Below are 16,585 nucleotides of genomic sequence, written 5' to 3'. Positions count from 1 at the left end.
CTCAGCCGGCCGCCCTCTCCGGGGTCTCCGGCGGCGGGGTCGGGGCGCCCGGCAGGCGGACCGTGGCGACCGTGCCGGTGCCCTCGGCGCGGGCCAGGGTGACCTCGCCGCCCGCCTGCCGGACCGTACGGGCCACGATGGACAGGCCGAGACCGGAGCCGGGCAGCGCGCGGGCGCCGGGGGAGCGCCAGAAGCGGTCGAAGACGTGCGGGAGTTCCTGCTCGGGGATGCCGGGGCCGTGGTCGCGGACCGTCAGCACTCCCTCGTGCAGGCCCACCTCGACCGTGCCGCCCTCGGGGCTGAACTTCACCGCGTTGTCCAGGATGTTGACCACGGCCCGCTCCAGCGCGGACGGCTCCGCCCGGACGTACCAGGGCTCCAGGTCGGCGGTGATCGACAGCTCCGGGCCGCGCAGCCGGGCCCGGCGCAGGGCGGCTTCCACGGTGTCCCGGAACGAGACCACCTGGACCCGCTCCCCGCGCTGCCCCTCCGAGCGGGACAGCTCCTGGAGGTCGCCGATCAGCGCGGCCAGCTCGGTCATCTGCGCCTTCACCGAGGCGAGCAGCGCCTTGCGGTCCTCGGGAGGCAGCGGCCGGCCCGTCTCCTCGCTGCGGGTCAGCAGCTCGATGTTGGTCCGCAGCGACGTCAGGGGCGTCCGCAGTTCATGGCCGGCGTCGGCGATCAGCTGCTGCTGGAGGTCCCGGGAGCTGGCCAGCGAGGCGGTCATCGAGTTGAACGACCGGGACAGCCGGGCCACCTCGTCCTCGCTGTCCTCCTCCACCGGGATGCGCACGCTCAGGTCCTCGGTCCGCGCGACGTGCTCCACGGCCTCGGTGAGCCGGTCCACCGGGCGCAGCCCGACCCGCGCCACCGCGAGCCCGGCCGCGCCGGCGCCGAGGACCCCGATGGCCGACACCAGCAGCAGGATCAGGGCGAGGTCGCTGAGGTTCTGCTGCGTGCTCTTGAGCGGGATGGCGACGAGCACCCCGACATTGGGCCCGCGCTCACCGGTCGTGGACGCGGTCGCGAGCAGCGGCCTCGTGAGCACCCGTACGTCGTTGCCCTCGCTGTCGGTGCCGTTGCGGAAGTAGAGCGTGTTGACGTCCAGGTGCCGGATCTCCGACTTGTCCGCCTCGGTGACGTTGATCTTCGCCGAGGCGCCCCCGAACAGGCAGACCTTGCCGTCCTCCGTCACCACCTGGGAGTACCGGTCCCGGAAGGGGTTGTCGGAGGGCGCGGTGTCCGTGCAGCGGGTGAGGGCCAGCAGCACCTGGTCGGACTGCGTCGTGTTCTTCAGCGACTTGCGCAGATCCTCGTCCACCTGGTCGTACAGCTTGCGTTCCACGATGAACCAGCAGGTCATCGACACCGCCGCCACCGCGAACGCCACCGCCGCCGCGACCAGCATCGCCAGCCGCGCCCGGATCGGCAGCGCCCGGTACCGGCGCACCAGACGCCTCACTCGGCGCCGCCCTGCCTCAGGACGTAGCCCACGCCCCGCACGGTGTGCACCAGGCGCGGCTCGCCGCCCGCCTCGGTCTTGCGGCGCAGGTACATCACGTACACGTCCAGCGAGTTGGAGGACGGCTCGAAGTCGAAGCCCCACACCGCCTTCAGGATCTGCTCCCGGGTGAGCACCTGGCGCGGGTGGGCCATGAACATCTCCAGCAGGGTGAACTCGGTGCGGGTCAGCTCCACCGGCCGGCCGCCCCGGGTCACCTCCCGGGTGGCCAGGTTCATGCGCAGGTCGGCGAAGGTCAGCGCCTCGTCCTGCCGGGCCTCGGCGGACACCGCCGCCGCGTAGGAGCTGCGGCGCAGCAGGGCGCGGATCCGGGCGAACAGCTCGTCCAGCTCGAACGGCTTGACCAGGTAGTCGTCGGCGCCCGCGTCCAGGCCGGTGACCCGGTCGCCGACCGTGTCGCGGGCGGTGAGCATCAGGATGGGGGTGGTGTCCCCGGTGCCCCGGATGCGGCGGGCCGCCGTCAGGCCGTCCATGCGGGGCATCTGGATGTCCAGCACCAGCAGGTCCGGCCGGCAGGCACCCGCCTTCTCCAGGGCGTCCGCCCCGTCGACGGCGACCTCGGTGTCGTACCCCTCGAAGGCCAGGCTGCGCTGCAGGGCCTCGCGCACGGCCGGCTCGTCGTCGACGATCAGGATGCGCTGGGGGTCACGGTCGCCATCGGCGGGGCTCATCGCTCGCGATTCCTCGGGGTGCGGTGGGGCGGGTGCGGACGTCTCTCAGCGTGCCACGTCCCGCGGGCCGCCGGGGGACGCGCGGGCCGGTCAGGTCCGGACCGTGCTCAGCCGGTGCAGCGGGACCTTGCGGCGGTGCCGGCGGACGGCGGAGGTGCGCAGGCCCATCAGCTGCGGGACCGGGGTCACGGCCGGGGGCGCCACCTCCGGGGCGCGGGGCGCCGGGACGGGCACGTGCAGCTCGGACACGATGGACAGGGCGAGGGTGAGGCCGGCGGGGCCGCGTTCGGCCATGCGGTGGGGAACGTGCTTGATCATGACCTGCTCCTTGCTGACTCGTGCGCCGGCTGGGCGCTTGAGTGGTCTAGCTGGTGCCGCCCGCCCGCAGTGCGGCCAGGTCGGACTTGACGGTGTTGACCGGGATGGCGAAGCCGAGACCGATGCTGCCCGCGTCCGAGGACGAGGACGCCTGCGAACCCGACGAGTACATCGCGGAGTTGATGCCGATGACCCGGCCGTTCGCGTCGAACAGCGCGCCGCCGGAGTTGCCCGGGTTCAGGGACGCGTCGGTCTGTATCGCCTTGTAGGTGGTCGTGGACGAGCCGGTGTCGCCGTTGAACTCACGGCCGCCGAACTGGAACGGCCACTGGCCGTCGCCGCCCTGTCCCTGTTGCTGGCCCTTGTTCTCGTCGGTGGAGACGGTGACGTCCCGGTCCAGGGCGGACACGATGCCGCTGGTCACGGTGCCGGTCAGGCCCTCGGGGGAGCCGATGGCGACGACCGGGTCACCGACCCGCACGGCGTCGGAGTCGCCGAGCGCCGCCGCCTTCAGGCCCTTGGCCCCCCGCACCTTGATCAGCGCGAGGTCCTTGGAGGCGTCGGTGCCGAGCACCTCGGCGGTGTGGCTCTCGCCGTCGCTGGTGCGCACCTTCACCGAGGTGGCGCCGGAGACGACGTGGTTGTTGGTGACGATCTCGCCGTCCGAGCCGATGATCACGCCGGAACCGGTGGAGGAGCCGCCCGCGAGGGTCGCGTTGATCTCGACCACGCTCGGGCCGGCCGCGGCGGCGATCGCGGCGACGTCGCCGCGCTTGGCGGTCGGCACCGCGGGGGCGCCGACGGCGGCGGTCGTGTCCTTGCCGGTCAGCTCCTGGACCGTGTAGGCCGTGGCGCCGCCGACCGCCGCCGCCACCAGCGCGACGGCCGAGAGCAGGGCCACCGGTCCGCGGGTCCGCTTCTTCCCCGGCCGGGGCTCCGGCGCCGGCGGGTGCGGCGGCGGGGGCGGCCATTCGGGGTTCACGGAGTAGGCGGGGGAAGAGTACGGCTGCTCGTAAGTGCCCTGGCTCTCGGTCATGTCACAAGAGTCCCCCGTGACCATGAGAGCTTCCTGAGTGCACGCTGAGAAGCCCGGCAGAACCGCGTTTGCCCGATATGAAGACGGGGAGGGAGGCGTGTCCCTCAGCCCTCGCACCCGCAGCTCTGGCGTACCACCAGGCGGGACGGGAACGTCTTCAGCCGCTCCCGGCGGGAGCCCGCCACGCGCAGACCGTCGTCCAGCACCAGGTCGACCGCCGCCCGGGCCATCGCCGACCGGTCGGAGGCCACCGTGGTCAGCGGCGGATCGGCGAGCGCGGCCTCCTTGATGTCGTCGAACCCGGCCACCCCCAGCTCGCCCGGCACGTCGATGCGCAGCTCGCGCGCGGCCCGCAGCAGACCGATGGCCTGGTCGTCAGTGGAGCAGAAGACCGCCGGCGGGCGCCGGGGCCCGGCGAGGATGTCCAGGGCGACGCGATAGGCGTCGTAGCGGTTGTACGGCGCCTCGAACAGCCGGCCCTCGATGGGCAGCCCCGCCTCCGCCATGGCCCGCTTCCAGCCCTCGACGTGGTCGGAGACCGGGTCGCCGACGGCCGGGGTCTGCGCGGTGCCGCCCATGCAGGCCACGTAGTCGTAGCCGTGTTCCAGCAGGTGCCTGACCGCGAGCTGGGCGCCGCCGAGGTCGTCCGTCACCACGGCCACGTCGTCGATGGCCTCCGGCCGCTCGTGCAGCAGCACGATCCGGGCGTCCCAGGCGTCGATCTCGGCGGCGGCGAGGTCGTTCAGCGCGTGGGAGACGAGGATCAGGCCCGAGACCCGCATCCCGAGGAAGGCGCGCAGATAGTGCACCTCGCGCTCGCCGATGTAGTCGGTGTTGCCGACCAGCACCATCTTCCCGCGCTCGGAGGCTGCCTGCTCGACCGCGTGCGCCATCTCGCCGAAGAACGGCTGGCGGGCGTCGGGGATGATCAGTCCTATGAGGTCGGTGCGGCGGGAGGCCATGGCCTGCGCCACCCGGTCGGGCCGGTACCCCAGTTCCTTGATCGCGGCGAGGACGCGCTCGCGCGTGGCCGGGGCGACCGGCCGGGGTCCGTTGTTGATGACATAACTGACGACGGCGGTGGAGGTCCCAGCCAGCCGTGCCACGTCATCCCGAGTCACCTTGGCCACGCGCGGAGTCTACGCGGATGGACCCCTTCTGGGCAGGGCGTATCACCAGGCGGCCAGGAGACCCGGCGGCGGCCGGGCCCCGCCCGGGCGGTGCCCGGGGACCGGTCAGGCCTCGGCGTGCACCTCGGCACCGGTGGGCACGGCGGTCGCGCCCGCCTGTTCCGCCTTCGCCCGCGCGGCCTTGCCCTTGGCCTCCTCGGCCGACCGGTCGGTCTTCTCGGGCGTGACGAACCGGTAACCGACGTTCCGGACGGTGCCGATCAGCGACTCGTGCTCCGGGCCGAGCTTGGCCCGCAGCCGCCGTACGTGCACGTCGACCGTCCGGGTGCCGCCGAAGTAGTCGTAGCCCCACACCTCCTGGAGCAGCTGGGCGCGGGTGAAGACCCGGCCCGGGTGCTGCGCGAGGTATTTGAGCAGCTCGAACTCCTTGAAGGTCAGGTCCAGGACCCGGCCCTTGAGCTTGGCGGAGTAGGTGGCCTCGTCCACGGACAGGTCGCCGTTGCGGATCTCCATGGGGGAGTCGTCGTTGACGATCTGCTGGCGGCCCATGGCGAGGCGCAGTCTGGCCTCGACCTCGGCGGGACCGGCGGTGTCGAGCAGGACGTCGTCGATGCCCCAGTCGGCGGTGACGGCGGCGAGGCCGCCCTCGGTGACGACGAGGACCAGCGGACAGCCGGGGCCGGTGGAGCGCAGCAGCTGGCACAGGCTGCGCACCTGGGGCAGGTCGCGGCGGCCGTCGACGAGGATGACGTCGGCACCCGGCGTGTCGACCAGCGCGGGGCCCTCCGCCGGGGCCACCCGCACGTTGTGCAGGAGCAGACCGAGGGCGGGCAGCACCTCTGTCGACGGTTGAAGGGCGTTGGTCAGGAGCAGCAGAGAACTCATACGTCTGGTTCCTCCTCGGTCCCTGCGAGGACGCTGTGCGGACGGGCACTGCTCTGCGATCCCGAAGGCCCCGTACACCCGCGGGACCCTGGGGAATCCCGCTCGTATACAACGCTTCCGAAAGCACAAAAGGACCCGGGGGCTACGCTGCCCGAGTCCTCTGCCCAGCAGAATAGCCCACATGAACAACCGACCGGCAGGTGATGCGGCCCGTCCCACCGATCGTCCGGATTACGGGACGGCCGGAAGTGGCCAGGTCCGGGTCTTTCTCCGCACGGCAGACGGCGTGCCGGTCGAATCCGTATACGATCCGGGCGCCGGTGCCGTATACGAAGGCTTTGCCGGCCCTTTGGCAGCCGCTGCTCCGGGCTCCCGCGATCTCGCGTTCGTGATCGCCCACGGCTTCACCGGGGACGTGGACCGGCCGCACGTGCGCCGGGTGGCCGGCGTGCTGCGCGGCCGCGGAGCGGTCGTCACCTTCTCCTTCCGGGGCCACGGACGCTCCGGCGGCCGGTCCACCGTCGGCGACAAGGAGGTGCTGGACCTCGCCGCCGCCGTGGAGTGGGCCCGCCGTCTCGGGCACGCGCGCGTGGTCACCGTCGGCTTCTCCATGGGCGGCTCGGTGGTCCTGCGGCACGCGGCGCTGCACCCCGGCACGATGGACGCCGTGGTCGCGGTGAGCGCGCCCGCCCGCTGGTACTACCGGGGCACCGCCCCCATGCGCCGGCTGCACTGGCTGGTCACCCGCCCCGAGGGCCGCCTGGTCGGGCGCTACGGCCTGCGCACCCGCATCCACCACCGCGACTGGGACCCGGTCCCGCTCTCCCCGGTGCAGGCCGTCCCCCGGATCGCCCCGACCCCGCTGCTCCTCGTGCACGGCGACCGCGACGGCTACTTCCCGCTGGACCACCCCCGGATGCTCGCCGAGGCGGCCGGCGACCACGGCGAACTGTGGATCGAGGCGGGCATGGGCCACGCCGAGCACGCGGCGGACGACGCCCTGGTGGCCCGGATCGGGGACTGGGCGGTGTCGGCGGCGGGCTAGCCTGACTCACACTGTCTTTGACTTTTCTCGTTCTTGCCGTCGATTGAGGATTCAGATGCCCAAGGTCACGGTCCGCTACTGGGCCGCCGCCAAGGCCGCCGCCGAGGTCGCCGAGGAGCCGTACGAGGCGGACACGCTGGCCGGTGCGCTGGCCGCCGTCCGCGCACGCCACCCCGGTGAACTCACCCGCGTGCTCCAGCGTTGCTCCTTCCTCGTCGACGGCGATCCCGTCGGGACCCGCGCGCATGAGACGGTACGGCTGGCCGACGGCGGCACGGTCGAGGTGCTCCCGCCGTTCGCAGGAGGGTGAGCATGACCGACCAGCCGTACGAGGGCGGCCCCTACCAGGGCCACGACCCCTATCAGCAGCAGCCCCCGCAGCAGTGGCCCGGACACGAGGAGCAGTACGGGCACGATCCCGAGACGACCCAGCAGTGGCAGGGCCAGACCTGGGAGACCCAGACGCACCCGGCGGTGCCGGCGGAACAGACGCCGTACCAGCAGCCGTACTACCAGGAGCCGCAGGCGCGGTACCAGGAGCCTCGGCCGCAGTACCAGGAACCGCAGTACCAGCAGCCCCAGCCGCAGTACCGGCAGCCGCAGCAGGCCCAGCAGTACGCGGACCCGTACGCGGGAGCGTATGAAGGGGCGCACGCCGGTATGCACACCGGGGCGCGCAACGATTCGTACGCCGAGGCGTACGCCCCTGCTCAGGGATCCGGACCGGCCCCGGCGGCGACTCCCGCCCCGGCCCCGGTGCCCGCACCGGCCGCCCCCGTCGCGGCCGAGGGCGCCGAGTCGGCCGACGAGCCCGCCTACGGCCCGGCCACCCTCGCCGGCAACGCCCGGATCACCGACGCGCAGCGGGCCCGCCTGGAGGGACGTTCGCCGATCATCGCGCCCGGCATGCAGCCGGCCGCGCTCACCGCGCTGCTGGGCCTGCTGCTGGCCGCGGCGGCGCCCGTCGCGTCGTACGCCCTGGTCGTGCCGCTCGTGGTGCTCCAGGCGGTGACGGCCGCGGGCTGGTTCCGGCTGAACGGCATGTGGCCCGCCCGGCAGGGCATCGCGCTGGCCTTCGCGGGCGCGCTGACGGCCGACGCGGCGGTCCTCGCGGCCGGGCGCGACCACGCCCTGGTGGCCATCCTCGGCTCGCTCGGCCTGTGGGTGCTGCTCTCCCTCGTCCTCCAGCTGCGCTCGCACGCCTCGCCCGACGAGCGGCTCAGCGGCCTGATGGCCACGATCGTCTCGGCGGCCCTCGCGGTGCTGGCCACCGGCTATCTGGCCGCGGGCGCGCACGAGGTGTCGGTGGGCGCGGCGGCCGTCGCGGCGGCGGTCGTGGCCCGCGCCCTGCCCCTGCCGGTCCCGGCCCGGGTCGTGGCCGCGCTGCTCGCGGCGGCGGGCGCGGGCGTCGTGGCGGGCGGCATGACCGGCCTCGGCTCCCAGGGCGCCGTCCTCGGCGCGGCGGCCGGGGTGTGCGCCCTGATCGGCCACCGGGTGGCGAGCTACGACTACCCGTCCCGGTTCGTGCACTTCACGGCGGGCGTCGCCCTGCCGCTGTCGGCGGCGGCCCCCGTGGTGTGGGCGCTGGGCCGCGCGCTGGGCTAGCCCGGCCCGCCCGTGCCGTGGGCATATGGGGCCGGTAGGCATCGGGCCAATCCACCCGGCCACACGGCCCCCTCCCGGCCCAGGGGTTGCCGCCCGTGCGGACCGGCCGGCGGTTCGGGGAATTCCCCCGGAGATCCAATTCCGCGCCGTCGGCCCGCCGGCCTGCGTTTTCCCTGATCGTCACGGTTCCGGCAGATGCTCTTGGCCGTAAAACGTGCCTTCCGGATCGGCAACCGTTGATCAGGCTCTGACCCCTATCTAGCCTCTTCAGGAGTCTTCACCGGGCCCAGACGCGCGTCGTCTTCGCCGAACACGTAATCCCCAGCCGAGCATGGGAGATCACCGTGAGCAGCAATGGGCAGGAAAGCACTGTCGTCAACCCCCTGGAGCCGAGCGCCATCCGCCGCCTGGCGCACCACTACCACCGGTACGGCATCGTCACCGTCACCGATCTGATCCGAGAAGAGACCCGCAAAAGCGTACGGGCCGAGGCGGACCGGCTGCTGGAGAAATACGCCGAGCGGCGCGACCTCCGCCTCCAGACCACCGGCTACACCCGCCGCTCGATGTCCGTGGTGCAGAGCGAGACGATCGCCGGAAACAGCGAACTGGTCACCTCGATCTACGCGAATCCGGAACTGCTCGGCGCGCTGGAGCGCATAGCCGGCGAGAAACTCCACCCCTGCCCCAAGGCCGACGAGGAATTCCTCATCACCCGGCAGGAACGGAGCGGGGACACGCACGGCTGGCACTGGGGCGATTTCAGCTTCGCCCTGATATGGGTCCTCCAAGCGCCGCCCATAGAAATCGGCGGCATGCTCCAGTGCGTGCCGCACACGGAATGGAACAAGGACGACCCGCAGATCCACCAGTACCTGGTCGACAACCCCATCCACACGTACCACTTCCTGTCGGGCGACGTGTATTTCCTGCGCACCGACACCACGCTCCACCGCACGATTCCGCTGCGCGAGGACACCACCCGCATCATCCTCAACATGACGTGGGCGGGCGAGCGGGACCTGCGGCGCGAGCTCCAGGGCGACGACCGCTGGTGGGAGGACGCCGACGTGCCGGCCGCCGCCGCCCTGGAGGAGTGACCGGCACCCGTTCCCCCGGCCCGGCCAGGACCTGACACACCTCTCCGCTTTCCCCTGCTTTGCCCAGCTTTCTCCCGCGACGAGGGACCACCATGACGGATCTGAACACCCCCGAAGCCAAGCCGCTGACGGACCACTTCGACCACGTGGAGCCGGGAATCCGCCGGCGGATCGCCGTGCAGGACCCGGAGGTCAAGGACTACCTGGACGGCGTGCTCGCGAAGATCGCCTCGCACCGGGGCGTCGAGCACCCGTACCTGAACGCGTACCGCACCACGGCGCTCACCCCCGAGCAGGAGCGCCTGATGTTCAGCGAGTGCTACTACTTCTTCCGCTACCTCCCCTTCTACATCACGGGAATGGCGGTCAAGACGCGCGACGAGATGATCCTGCGGGAGATCATCCTGAACGTGGCGGACGAGGTCGGCGGCGAGGTCACGCACTCCACGCTCTTCGCCGACTTCCTCGCCCGGATCGGCATCGACAAGGAGCACCTGGACGGCTACGAACCGCTGGACGTCACCAAGCGGCTCAACGACGGCATCCGGGTCCTGTACACCGAGTCGCCGATCCACAAGGCCCTCGGCGCGCTCTACGCCGACGAGACCATGTCGTCCATCATGGTCTCGAAGATCAACGACGGGCTGCGCAACCAGGGCTACGACGACGACCTGCGCCACTTCTGGCAGCTGCACATCGACGTCGAGGTCGGGCACAGCAACTCCGTCTTCAACGCCATCGCCCCCTACGTCCACTCGGCCGCCACCCGCGCCGAGTTCGAGTCGGGCGCCTACGAGTTCCTCGGGCTGGTGGAGGACTACTGGGACGGCGTGCAGCGGCTCGTGGGCCTCGACGCATGAGCCCAGCGGCATCCGGCACCACCGGGCCGGCCGACGGCCTGCGGCACATCGCCGCCGGCCGGCCCGTCCCCGGGTCCGTGCACTCGGTGTCCGTCTCCATCCCCGACGTGGCCTCGGTCATCGGCTACGAGTCGCACGACCCGGCCACCCTGAGCCGCATCTCCTGGGGCTACCCGCGCTTCAGGCCCCACCCGTACGTGGCCCGGGTGGCGGAGCTGGCCGCCCGGGAGGACGGGGAGCCGGGCGGGGCGCTGCTGCCGACCCGCTCGGCGCGCGCCGCGCGGGCCGCCGCGGCCTACGCGGGCCTGCCGCCCGACGCGGTGCGCGACCTCACCCTCGGCGGACACGTCCTGTCCGGGGTGCGGCTGCCCGCCCGGGGACCGGAGGCGGCGCGGGCGCGGGCCCACGTCATGCACACCGGCGGCCACCTGTCCTCCCGGCAGGCGGAGGACGTGCTGTGGGACGCGGGCCTGATCGACGGCCGGCAGCCCGAGGAGACGGCGGACGAGTCGCCCGGCGCGGCCGTCGCGGCGGCCCTCGCCGACGCCTACGGCGTGCCCGGCCCGCAGTACGTGGCGCTGCGCAACAGCGGCATGAACGCGGTGGCGGCGGCCATCGAGGCGGTCACGGAGATCCAGCGGGACAGCGGGCGGCGCCGCTGGCTCCAGCTCGGCTGGATCTTCTTCGACACCATGCACCTGTTCGAGAAGAAGGTCGTGGACGCCGAGCACACCACCGTCCCCGACCCCTTCGACCTGGCGGAGGTCGCCCGGGTCGCCGCCGCGCACGCGGGCGAACTGGCCGGCATCGTCGCGGAGATCCCGAGCAACCCCGGGCTGAGCGTCCCCGACCTGCCGGCGCTGCGCGAGATCGCCGACCGGGCCGGCTGCGCCCTCGTCGTCGACGCGACGATCGCCACCCCGCACAACGTCGACGTGGTGCCGTACGCCGACGTGGTCTGCGAGAGCCTGACCAAGTACGCCACCGGCTCCGCCGACGTGCTGATGGGCGCGGTGGTGGTCGCGCCCGGCTCCCCGTTCGCGCGGGACCTGCTGTCCGTGCTGCCGCGGTACGGCGACGAGCCCTACCGCCGGGACACGGCCCGGGTGGCCGCCCGTATCCGCGGCTACGCCGAGCGGATGGAACGGGTGAACGCGGGCGCCCTCGCCCTCGTCGAGTGCCTGGACCGCCACCCGGACGTGGTCCGCGGCACCGGCTGGCCGCTCGATGCCCGCTCCGCCGCCAACTACCGCAAGGTGGCCCGGGACGCCGGCGGTCCCGGCGGACTGCTCATGGTGGATCTCAAGGTCCCGCTGGAGCAGGTCTACGACCGGCTCGCGGTGGCCAAGGGGCCCAGCTTCGGCGCGGAGTTCACCATGGCGTCCCCGCAGGTCTTCATCGCCCACTACGACCTGCTCACCACCGCCCGGGGGCGGGCCGCGCTGCGCGAGCGCGGGCTGCACCGGGACATGCTGCGGGTCTCCGTCGGCACCGAGCCGCCCCAGGCGGTGGTGGAGACCTTCGAACGGGCCCTGCGGCCCGGCTGACCGGCGCGCCGGGGAAGGAGGCGGGGCGGGTCCCCGGGACCCGCCCCGCTCTCGGCCGGTCAGCCGGCGGCGGGGGCGAGCAGGACGGTCCGCGCGGCCTCGCTGTAGCGCTCGGCCGCCTCGAACGTGGGCGCCAGCGCGGTGAGTTCCACGAAACCGCACGTCTTCAGCGCGCCCAGGACGTGCAGCGCGACGCCCTCGCCCCGGTCCCGGCGGTACAGCAGGTCCTCGGCGCGCAACCGGGCCACGGCGCTCTCCGGGTCGAGACGGCCCAGCGCGCCGGGGTCGAGGATCCGGCCGTGGACGTAGCACATGGCCTGCCCGTCCGGCCGGCGCAGCCGCCCGTCCGCGTCCACCTCCCGGCCGACCAGGGCCTCCGCGTAGCGCAGGACGTGGCTGGGGCCGACCTTGCGCAGATTGATCTCCACGGCGAGCGGGCCGCGCTCCCCGGCGATCACGAAGTCCACGCCGAAGCTGCCCCGGTGGCCGAGCGAGGCGAGCACCTCGCCGGTCCGGGCCACCGCGTCCGTGATGGCGGCCTGCCACCGCTCCTCGGCCGGGTACCGGCAGCCCCAGTACTGGCCCCCGGAGAGCACCTGGTCGTGGCAGGCGAGCACCTTCACCGTGCCGTCGGCGCGGATGCGGCCCTGGCCGCTGGGGGAGGAGGCGACGTCCTCCAGGAACTCCTCCACGATCACGCCCTCGCCGGCCAGCTCCCGGTGGAACTCCTCGGCGGACATCCGGATCACCTCGGCCGAGCCGAGCAGGTCCCCGGTGCCGGCGTACTTCCGGCAGTCGATCAGCACATTGCCGACCGAGGCCGCCCAGGTGCTCGCGCTGACCTTGACCAGCACGTGCCGGGGCCGGTCCGGTCCGCCGGCCAGTCGCCGGATCGCGGCGTCCACCTCCGCCTCGCTGCGCAGCGCCTCGGCCCCGCCGCCGGGCACCGGCACACCGGCCCGCAGCAGGATCTCCTTGCTGCCCGCTTTGCCGCCCCAGCGGGTGACCAGGGAGGCGTGGCCCTCGTCCGGCTCGGCCCCGGTCCTGCGGGCCAGTTCGTCCAGCGCCTCGGACGCCATGAAGTGCACGATCCCGGCCCGCGCGGTCTTGCCGGCCGCGTCCCGCAAAGCGGCCACGAGGCCGTCGTCGCCGAGGACCAGGTCGTCCAGCGGGCGCGGCCGGCGGGCGTCGGGGGTGAGCAGGGTCAGCCGCTCGCGGGCGCTTACGATCATCCGGTCGTCAAAACCGAAAACATCACGGAAATGGTATTCGAGGGTGTAGGGGTCGACGGGTTCCGAGGTGACGACGACGGCTCTTTGCTCCGGGTCCTTCAGGCTCCACAGATAACCCAGGCTCCGCTCGGCGGAGTAACGCAGATACGGCACCTCTTCCAGCATGCGATCGGCGTAGTTGAGCGCGTAGATCAGGATCTGCGTGTCACCGGAATCTGCCATACGGGGAGATTAGGGGTGGCGTCCGGGGAATGGTAGTGGAATCGCCCGTTCCGGTGGCGCTCGGAATTCACTCCGTCATGCCCGTATTCCACATTCACGCTTTCGTGTGGCATATGCCGAAGGGCCGCATCCCCGCCGGCGTCCAACCCCGGGGATGCGGCCCTTCAGCCGTCACGGTGAGCCCTGTCGGTACGGGCCCGGTCCAGCGCGCTCAGACCGCGATGGCGACCTCCGCGAGCCCGCCCTTCTGGGCGACGACCGTACGGTCCGCGGTCGCGCCCGGCACCAGGGCGCGCACCGTCCACGTGCCCTCGGCCGCGTAGAAACGGAACTGGCCGGTCGCGGAGGTGGGGACCTCCGCGGTGAACTCGCCGGTCGAGTCCAGCAGCCGGACGTAACCGGTCACCGGCTCGCCGTCGCGGGTCACCTGACCCTGGATCGTGGTCTCACCGGGCTTGATCGCCGAGGCGTCCGGGCCGCCGGCCTTCGCTCCGCACATGTCGTACTCCTGAGGGGTTTGAGGGGGGCGGACTTACTTGTTGGCGCCGAGCTCGATCGGCACGCCGACCAGGGAGCCGTACTCGGTCCAGGAGCCGTCGTAGTTCTTGACGTTCTCCACGCCCAGCAGCTCGTGCAGCACGAACCAGGTCAGGGCCGAGCGCTCACCGATGCGGCAGTAGGCGATCGTGTCCTTGGCGAGGTCGACGTTCTCCTCGGTGTAGAGGGCCTTCAGCTCCTCGTCCGACTTGAAGGTGCCGTCATCGTTGGCGTTCTTCGACCACGGGATGTTCCGCGCGCTCGGCACGTGGCCCGGACGCTGCGACTGCTCCTGCGGCAGGTGGGCCGGGGCGAGCAGCTTGCCGGAGAACTCGTCGGGCGAGCGCACGTCGACCAGGTTCTGCGCGCCGATGGCCGCCACGACGTCGTCGCGGAAGGCACGGATCGAGGTGTCCTGCGGCTTGGCCTGGTACCGGGTCTTCGGGCGCTCCGGCACCTCGTCGCCGGCCACCAGCTCGCGGGCGTCCAGCTCCCACTTCTTGCGGCCGCCGTCGAGGAGCTTGACGTTCTCGTGGCCGTAGAGCTTGAAGTACCAGTAGGCGTAGGACGCGAACCAGTTGTTGTTGCCGCCGTAGAGGACCACCGTGTGGTCGTTGGCGATGCCCTTCTCCGACAGGAGCTTCTCGAAGCCCTCCTGGTCGACGAAGTCACGGCGGACCGGGTCCTGGAGGTCCTTGGTCCAGTCGATGCGGATCGCGTTCTTGATGTGGTTCTTCTCGTAGGCGGACGTGTCCTCGTCCACTTCCACGATGGCGATGGTCGGGTCGTCCAGGTGCTCCTGGAGCCAGTCGGCGTCGACCAGGACGTCGCTGCGGCTCATGCTCTTCTCCTCCGGGGCAGTCGCGGCGGGGCGTGCGTATAGAGAGGGGTGCGCTCGGTGCCCGAGCGGCACACGGATGCCCTGACGGCAGGGCGGATGAGGGACGCGGGAGCCGGGGCTTCCGCTCAGAAGGGGCGACAGAGCATGGCGGCCACGCGGCACAGGTCCACTGCCCGCCGCTTAGTGAGATCCGCTTGTCCCCGCGGCCGGAGGACGCTCGTCGAGTACCGCATGGGGCCGATCGTAGGGACGACGGGGCGGGCGTGTCACCGCCGTGTCACATGGCGAGACGCGATCGTCCGCATGGCGGTACGAGAAGAGCGCCCGGCCGACCCCGGGGGGCCCGCCGGACGCTCGCGCACGCGGGTGCGGCTACGGGGCGGACGCGGCCGTCTCGCCAGTCGGACGCCCGCTGTCCATCACGGGACGTCCGCTGTTCGTCCCGGGTCCCGGGCGCCTACCCCGCCAGCCGGACGTCCGAACCCTTCACGCTGATCTCGACGCCCTCCGGCGCCGCCTGTACCTTGTCCAGCTTGATCCCGCCGGGCAGCTGGTCGATGGCCTGCTGGAAGTCGGTGATCGTGCGGATGCGGTCCTCGGCGATCGCGGCGCCGGCCAGGCTGGGCAGCGAGTCCGCGTGCACCTCGACCTTGCCGTCCACCACGCCCACCGAGCTGAGCACGGACACCGTCTGCTTGATCCCGAGGGCCGGCGCGGACAGCTCCACGGCCACCTTGATCTTGCCGTTGCCTCCGTCGGAGAGCCCGGTGACCCGGGCGCTGGCCCCCGGCGTCACCTGGGTCGGCTCCGACTTGGCGGTCTTCAGCAGCTCGGCGTACGAGACCGTCCCCGTGCCGGTCGCGGTGGCCGCGGTGGCGGAGCTGTAGTCCCCGGAGAACTCCACGCCCTTCATGTGGGCCTTCAGGTCCTCGACCCGGATCGTCTGGCCGGCCTTGCCGGTGGCCGCGTCGTACTCGTCGATCCCGACCTCGACGTCGTCCAGGGAACCGCCCGCGAGCTGGGTGAGGAACGGAAAGCCCTTGATGTCCACGTCCGGGGTGGCGGTCAGCTGTTCGTTCGCCTTCAGCTTGTCCGCGGCCTCGCCCTCGGCGAAGTGCACGGCGACCCGGTCCGCGACCACGAACAGCGCGCCCAGGATCACGATGACGATCAGCAGTATGCGCAGGCCTCGCATGGGTTCCCTCGGATCGGTGGTGGCGGCGGTGGTGACGGGCGTCCGGTACGGATACGCCACGGTAACCCCGCCGGGCCGGCCGTCGGGGAATTGTGGATCAGTTGTGACAGGGCCGGCCGGCCCTACTCTGGAGCTATGTACGCCCGGCGACGGCATCTCTACTTCGCCATGATGGGGACGTGTATCGGCCTCTTCGTCCTGGCCTGGGGGGTCGTACGCATCTGGTCGGTGCCCGCGGCCGTGGGCCTGTGCGTGGTGGCCATGGTCATCCCGCCGGTCGCCGCGATGGTCGCCAACCGGCGCGGACCGGAGGACCGCTGGTGGGACGATCCCTCGGGCGACCCGGAGTCGGACGAGTGGTGGGACGAGCTGGACGGCAGGAAGCGCCCCCGCCCCTGAGGGCGGCCCGGCGCGTCAGTAGACGAGCGCCTGGGTGTCGTCGCCGAGGGCCTCCTGCACGAACACCTGCGCGCCCGCGATCCGCACGCCCTCGATGACGTCCTTCTCGGTGATCTCCCTGCGGGCGGCGCACTGCGTGCACAGCGTGATCCGCCCGGCCGCGAGGATTGAGTCGATCAGGTCGGGCAGCGGCGCGGCGTGCGGCAGCTCGAACTCGGCCGCCCGCCCCGGCAGCGCGAACCACGAGGACTCCCCGGTCAGCCACAGCGACACGTCGACCCCGCTGGCCACGGCCACGGCGGCGACCGTGAACGCCTGCGAGCACCGCTCGGGAGCGTCCGCCCCGGCCGTCACCTTGATAACGAGCTTCTTGGTCATGCCGGAAGCGTAGTCGCGGGGACGATCGCCACGACCGGCGTGGCGAGACACAGCAGGCAGAG

Annotated in this window: 19 protein-coding genes; 7 read left to right on the top strand and 12 right to left on the bottom strand. The window is 72.2% G+C overall.

Annotation, left to right across the window (positions count from 1 at the left end):
• Window position 1 precedes the first annotated feature (1 nt).
• From ACZ4W9_RS12650 to ACZ4W9_RS12625, 6 genes are all read right to left on the bottom strand, one after another.
• Window positions 2-1,462, bottom strand: a complete 1,461-nt coding sequence (locus ACZ4W9_RS12650; RefSeq protein ID WP_467935134.1) for a HAMP domain-containing sensor histidine kinase — start codon at window positions 1,460-1,462, stop codon at window positions 2-4.
• Entirely contained in the window at window positions 1,459-2,193 is a 735-nt protein-coding gene (locus tag ACZ4W9_RS12645) for a response regulator transcription factor (protein WP_467935132.1), read from the bottom strand. Before ACZ4W9_RS12645 ends, ACZ4W9_RS12650 begins: the two co-directional genes overlap by 4 nt.
• 90 nt (window positions 2,194-2,283) lie before the next feature.
• Window positions 2,284-2,511: a hypothetical protein gene (locus ACZ4W9_RS12640; protein WP_467935131.1), complete on the bottom strand. Its 228-nt coding sequence runs from the start codon at window positions 2,509-2,511 to the stop codon at window positions 2,284-2,286.
• A 46-nt stretch (window positions 2,512-2,557) separates the two neighbouring features.
• A complete protein-coding gene (locus ACZ4W9_RS12635) occupies window positions 2,558-3,547 on the bottom strand; it encodes a S1C family serine protease (RefSeq protein WP_467935130.1) in 990 nt (329 codons plus the stop codon).
• 104 nt (window positions 3,548-3,651) lie between these two features.
• A complete protein-coding gene (locus tag ACZ4W9_RS12630) occupies window positions 3,652-4,677 on the bottom strand; it encodes a LacI family DNA-binding transcriptional regulator (RefSeq protein WP_467935128.1) in 1,026 nt (341 codons plus the stop codon).
• A 105-nt stretch (window positions 4,678-4,782) separates the two neighbouring features.
• Window positions 4,783-5,562 (bottom strand): response regulator transcription factor, encoded by a 780-nt coding sequence (locus tag ACZ4W9_RS12625; RefSeq protein ID WP_467935127.1) that lies wholly within the window; start codon window positions 5,560-5,562, stop codon window positions 4,783-4,785.
• A gap of 181 nt (window positions 5,563-5,743) precedes the next feature.
• Between ACZ4W9_RS12625 and ACZ4W9_RS12620 the strand changes: the two genes are divergently transcribed.
• The 6 genes from ACZ4W9_RS12620 (at window position 5,744) to besB (ending at window position 11,719) form a co-directional block, all read left to right on the top strand.
• Window positions 5,744-6,607 carry an alpha/beta hydrolase gene (locus ACZ4W9_RS12620; RefSeq protein WP_467935125.1) on the top strand — a complete coding sequence of 288 codons (864 nt, stop codon included), beginning with the start codon at window positions 5,744-5,746 and terminating at the stop codon, window positions 6,605-6,607.
• A 55-nt stretch (window positions 6,608-6,662) separates the two neighbouring features.
• Window positions 6,663-6,917 (top strand): MoaD/ThiS family protein, encoded by a 255-nt coding sequence (locus ACZ4W9_RS12615; protein WP_318202714.1) that lies wholly within the window; start codon window positions 6,663-6,665, stop codon window positions 6,915-6,917.
• A 2-nt stretch (window positions 6,918-6,919) separates the two neighbouring features.
• A complete protein-coding gene (locus ACZ4W9_RS12610) occupies window positions 6,920-8,212 on the top strand; it encodes a hypothetical protein (protein ID WP_467935124.1) in 1,293 nt (430 codons plus the stop codon).
• Between the two features lie 344 nt (window positions 8,213-8,556).
• Window positions 8,557-9,312, top strand: a complete 756-nt coding sequence (besD, locus tag ACZ4W9_RS12605; protein WP_467935123.1) for an L-lysine 4-chlorinase BesD — start codon at window positions 8,557-8,559, stop codon at window positions 9,310-9,312.
• Between the two features lie 92 nt (window positions 9,313-9,404).
• Window positions 9,405-10,172: a 4-chloro-allylglycine synthase BesC gene (gene besC, locus ACZ4W9_RS12600; protein ID WP_467935121.1), complete on the top strand. Its 768-nt coding sequence runs from the start codon at window positions 9,405-9,407 to the stop codon at window positions 10,170-10,172.
• Window positions 10,169-11,719 carry an L-2-amino-4-chloropent-4-enoate dechlorinase/desaturase BesB gene (gene besB, locus ACZ4W9_RS12595; protein WP_467935120.1) on the top strand — a complete coding sequence of 517 codons (1,551 nt, stop codon included), beginning with the start codon at window positions 10,169-10,171 and terminating at the stop codon, window positions 11,717-11,719. Before besC ends, besB begins: the two co-directional genes overlap by 4 nt.
• Before the next feature lie 59 nt (window positions 11,720-11,778).
• Here besB and besA read toward each other — a convergent pair whose 3' ends face one another.
• The 5 genes from besA to ACZ4W9_RS12570 form a co-directional block, all read right to left on the bottom strand.
• A complete protein-coding gene (gene besA, locus ACZ4W9_RS12590; protein WP_467935119.1) occupies window positions 11,779-13,173 on the bottom strand; it encodes an L-propargylglycine--L-glutamate ligase BesA in 1,395 nt (464 codons plus the stop codon).
• A 211-nt stretch (window positions 13,174-13,384) separates the two neighbouring features.
• Window positions 13,385-13,672 carry a DUF1416 domain-containing protein gene (locus ACZ4W9_RS12585; RefSeq protein ID WP_030792004.1) on the bottom strand — a complete coding sequence of 96 codons (288 nt, stop codon included), beginning with the start codon at window positions 13,670-13,672 and terminating at the stop codon, window positions 13,385-13,387.
• A 33-nt stretch (window positions 13,673-13,705) separates the two neighbouring features.
• The gene (locus ACZ4W9_RS12580; RefSeq protein ID WP_467935117.1) at window positions 13,706-14,551 is read right to left on the bottom strand and encodes a sulfurtransferase; all 846 of its coding nucleotides are present in this window, start codon (window positions 14,549-14,551) and stop codon (window positions 13,706-13,708) included.
• Between the two features lie 125 nt (window positions 14,552-14,676).
• A complete protein-coding gene (locus ACZ4W9_RS12575; RefSeq protein WP_351326910.1) occupies window positions 14,677-14,784 on the bottom strand; it encodes an Ms5788A family Cys-rich leader peptide in 108 nt (35 codons plus the stop codon).
• Between the two features lie 224 nt (window positions 14,785-15,008).
• On the bottom strand, window positions 15,009-15,746 hold the full coding sequence (locus tag ACZ4W9_RS12570; RefSeq protein ID WP_467935116.1) for an LmeA family phospholipid-binding protein: 738 nt from the start codon (window positions 15,744-15,746) through the stop codon (window positions 15,009-15,011).
• 135 nt (window positions 15,747-15,881) lie between these two features.
• Here ACZ4W9_RS12570 and ACZ4W9_RS12565 point away from each other — a divergent pair, with 135 nt between their 5' ends.
• On the top strand, window positions 15,882-16,145 hold the full coding sequence (locus ACZ4W9_RS12565) for a DUF3099 domain-containing protein (protein WP_467935115.1): 264 nt from the start codon (window positions 15,882-15,884) through the stop codon (window positions 16,143-16,145).
• A 15-nt stretch (window positions 16,146-16,160) separates the two neighbouring features.
• On the opposite strand, the gene ACZ4W9_RS12560 is transcribed toward ACZ4W9_RS12565, so the two are convergent.
• Entirely contained in the window at window positions 16,161-16,523 is a 363-nt protein-coding gene (locus tag ACZ4W9_RS12560; protein WP_467935113.1) for a DsrE family protein, read from the bottom strand.
• Window positions 16,524-16,585: the final 62 nt, after the last annotated feature.

It is taken from the genome of Streptomyces sp. NPDC029296, from assembly GCF_055569255.1.
The sequence above is the reverse complement of the archived record's forward strand: the minus strand, read 5'-3'. Positions and strand labels throughout refer to the sequence as shown.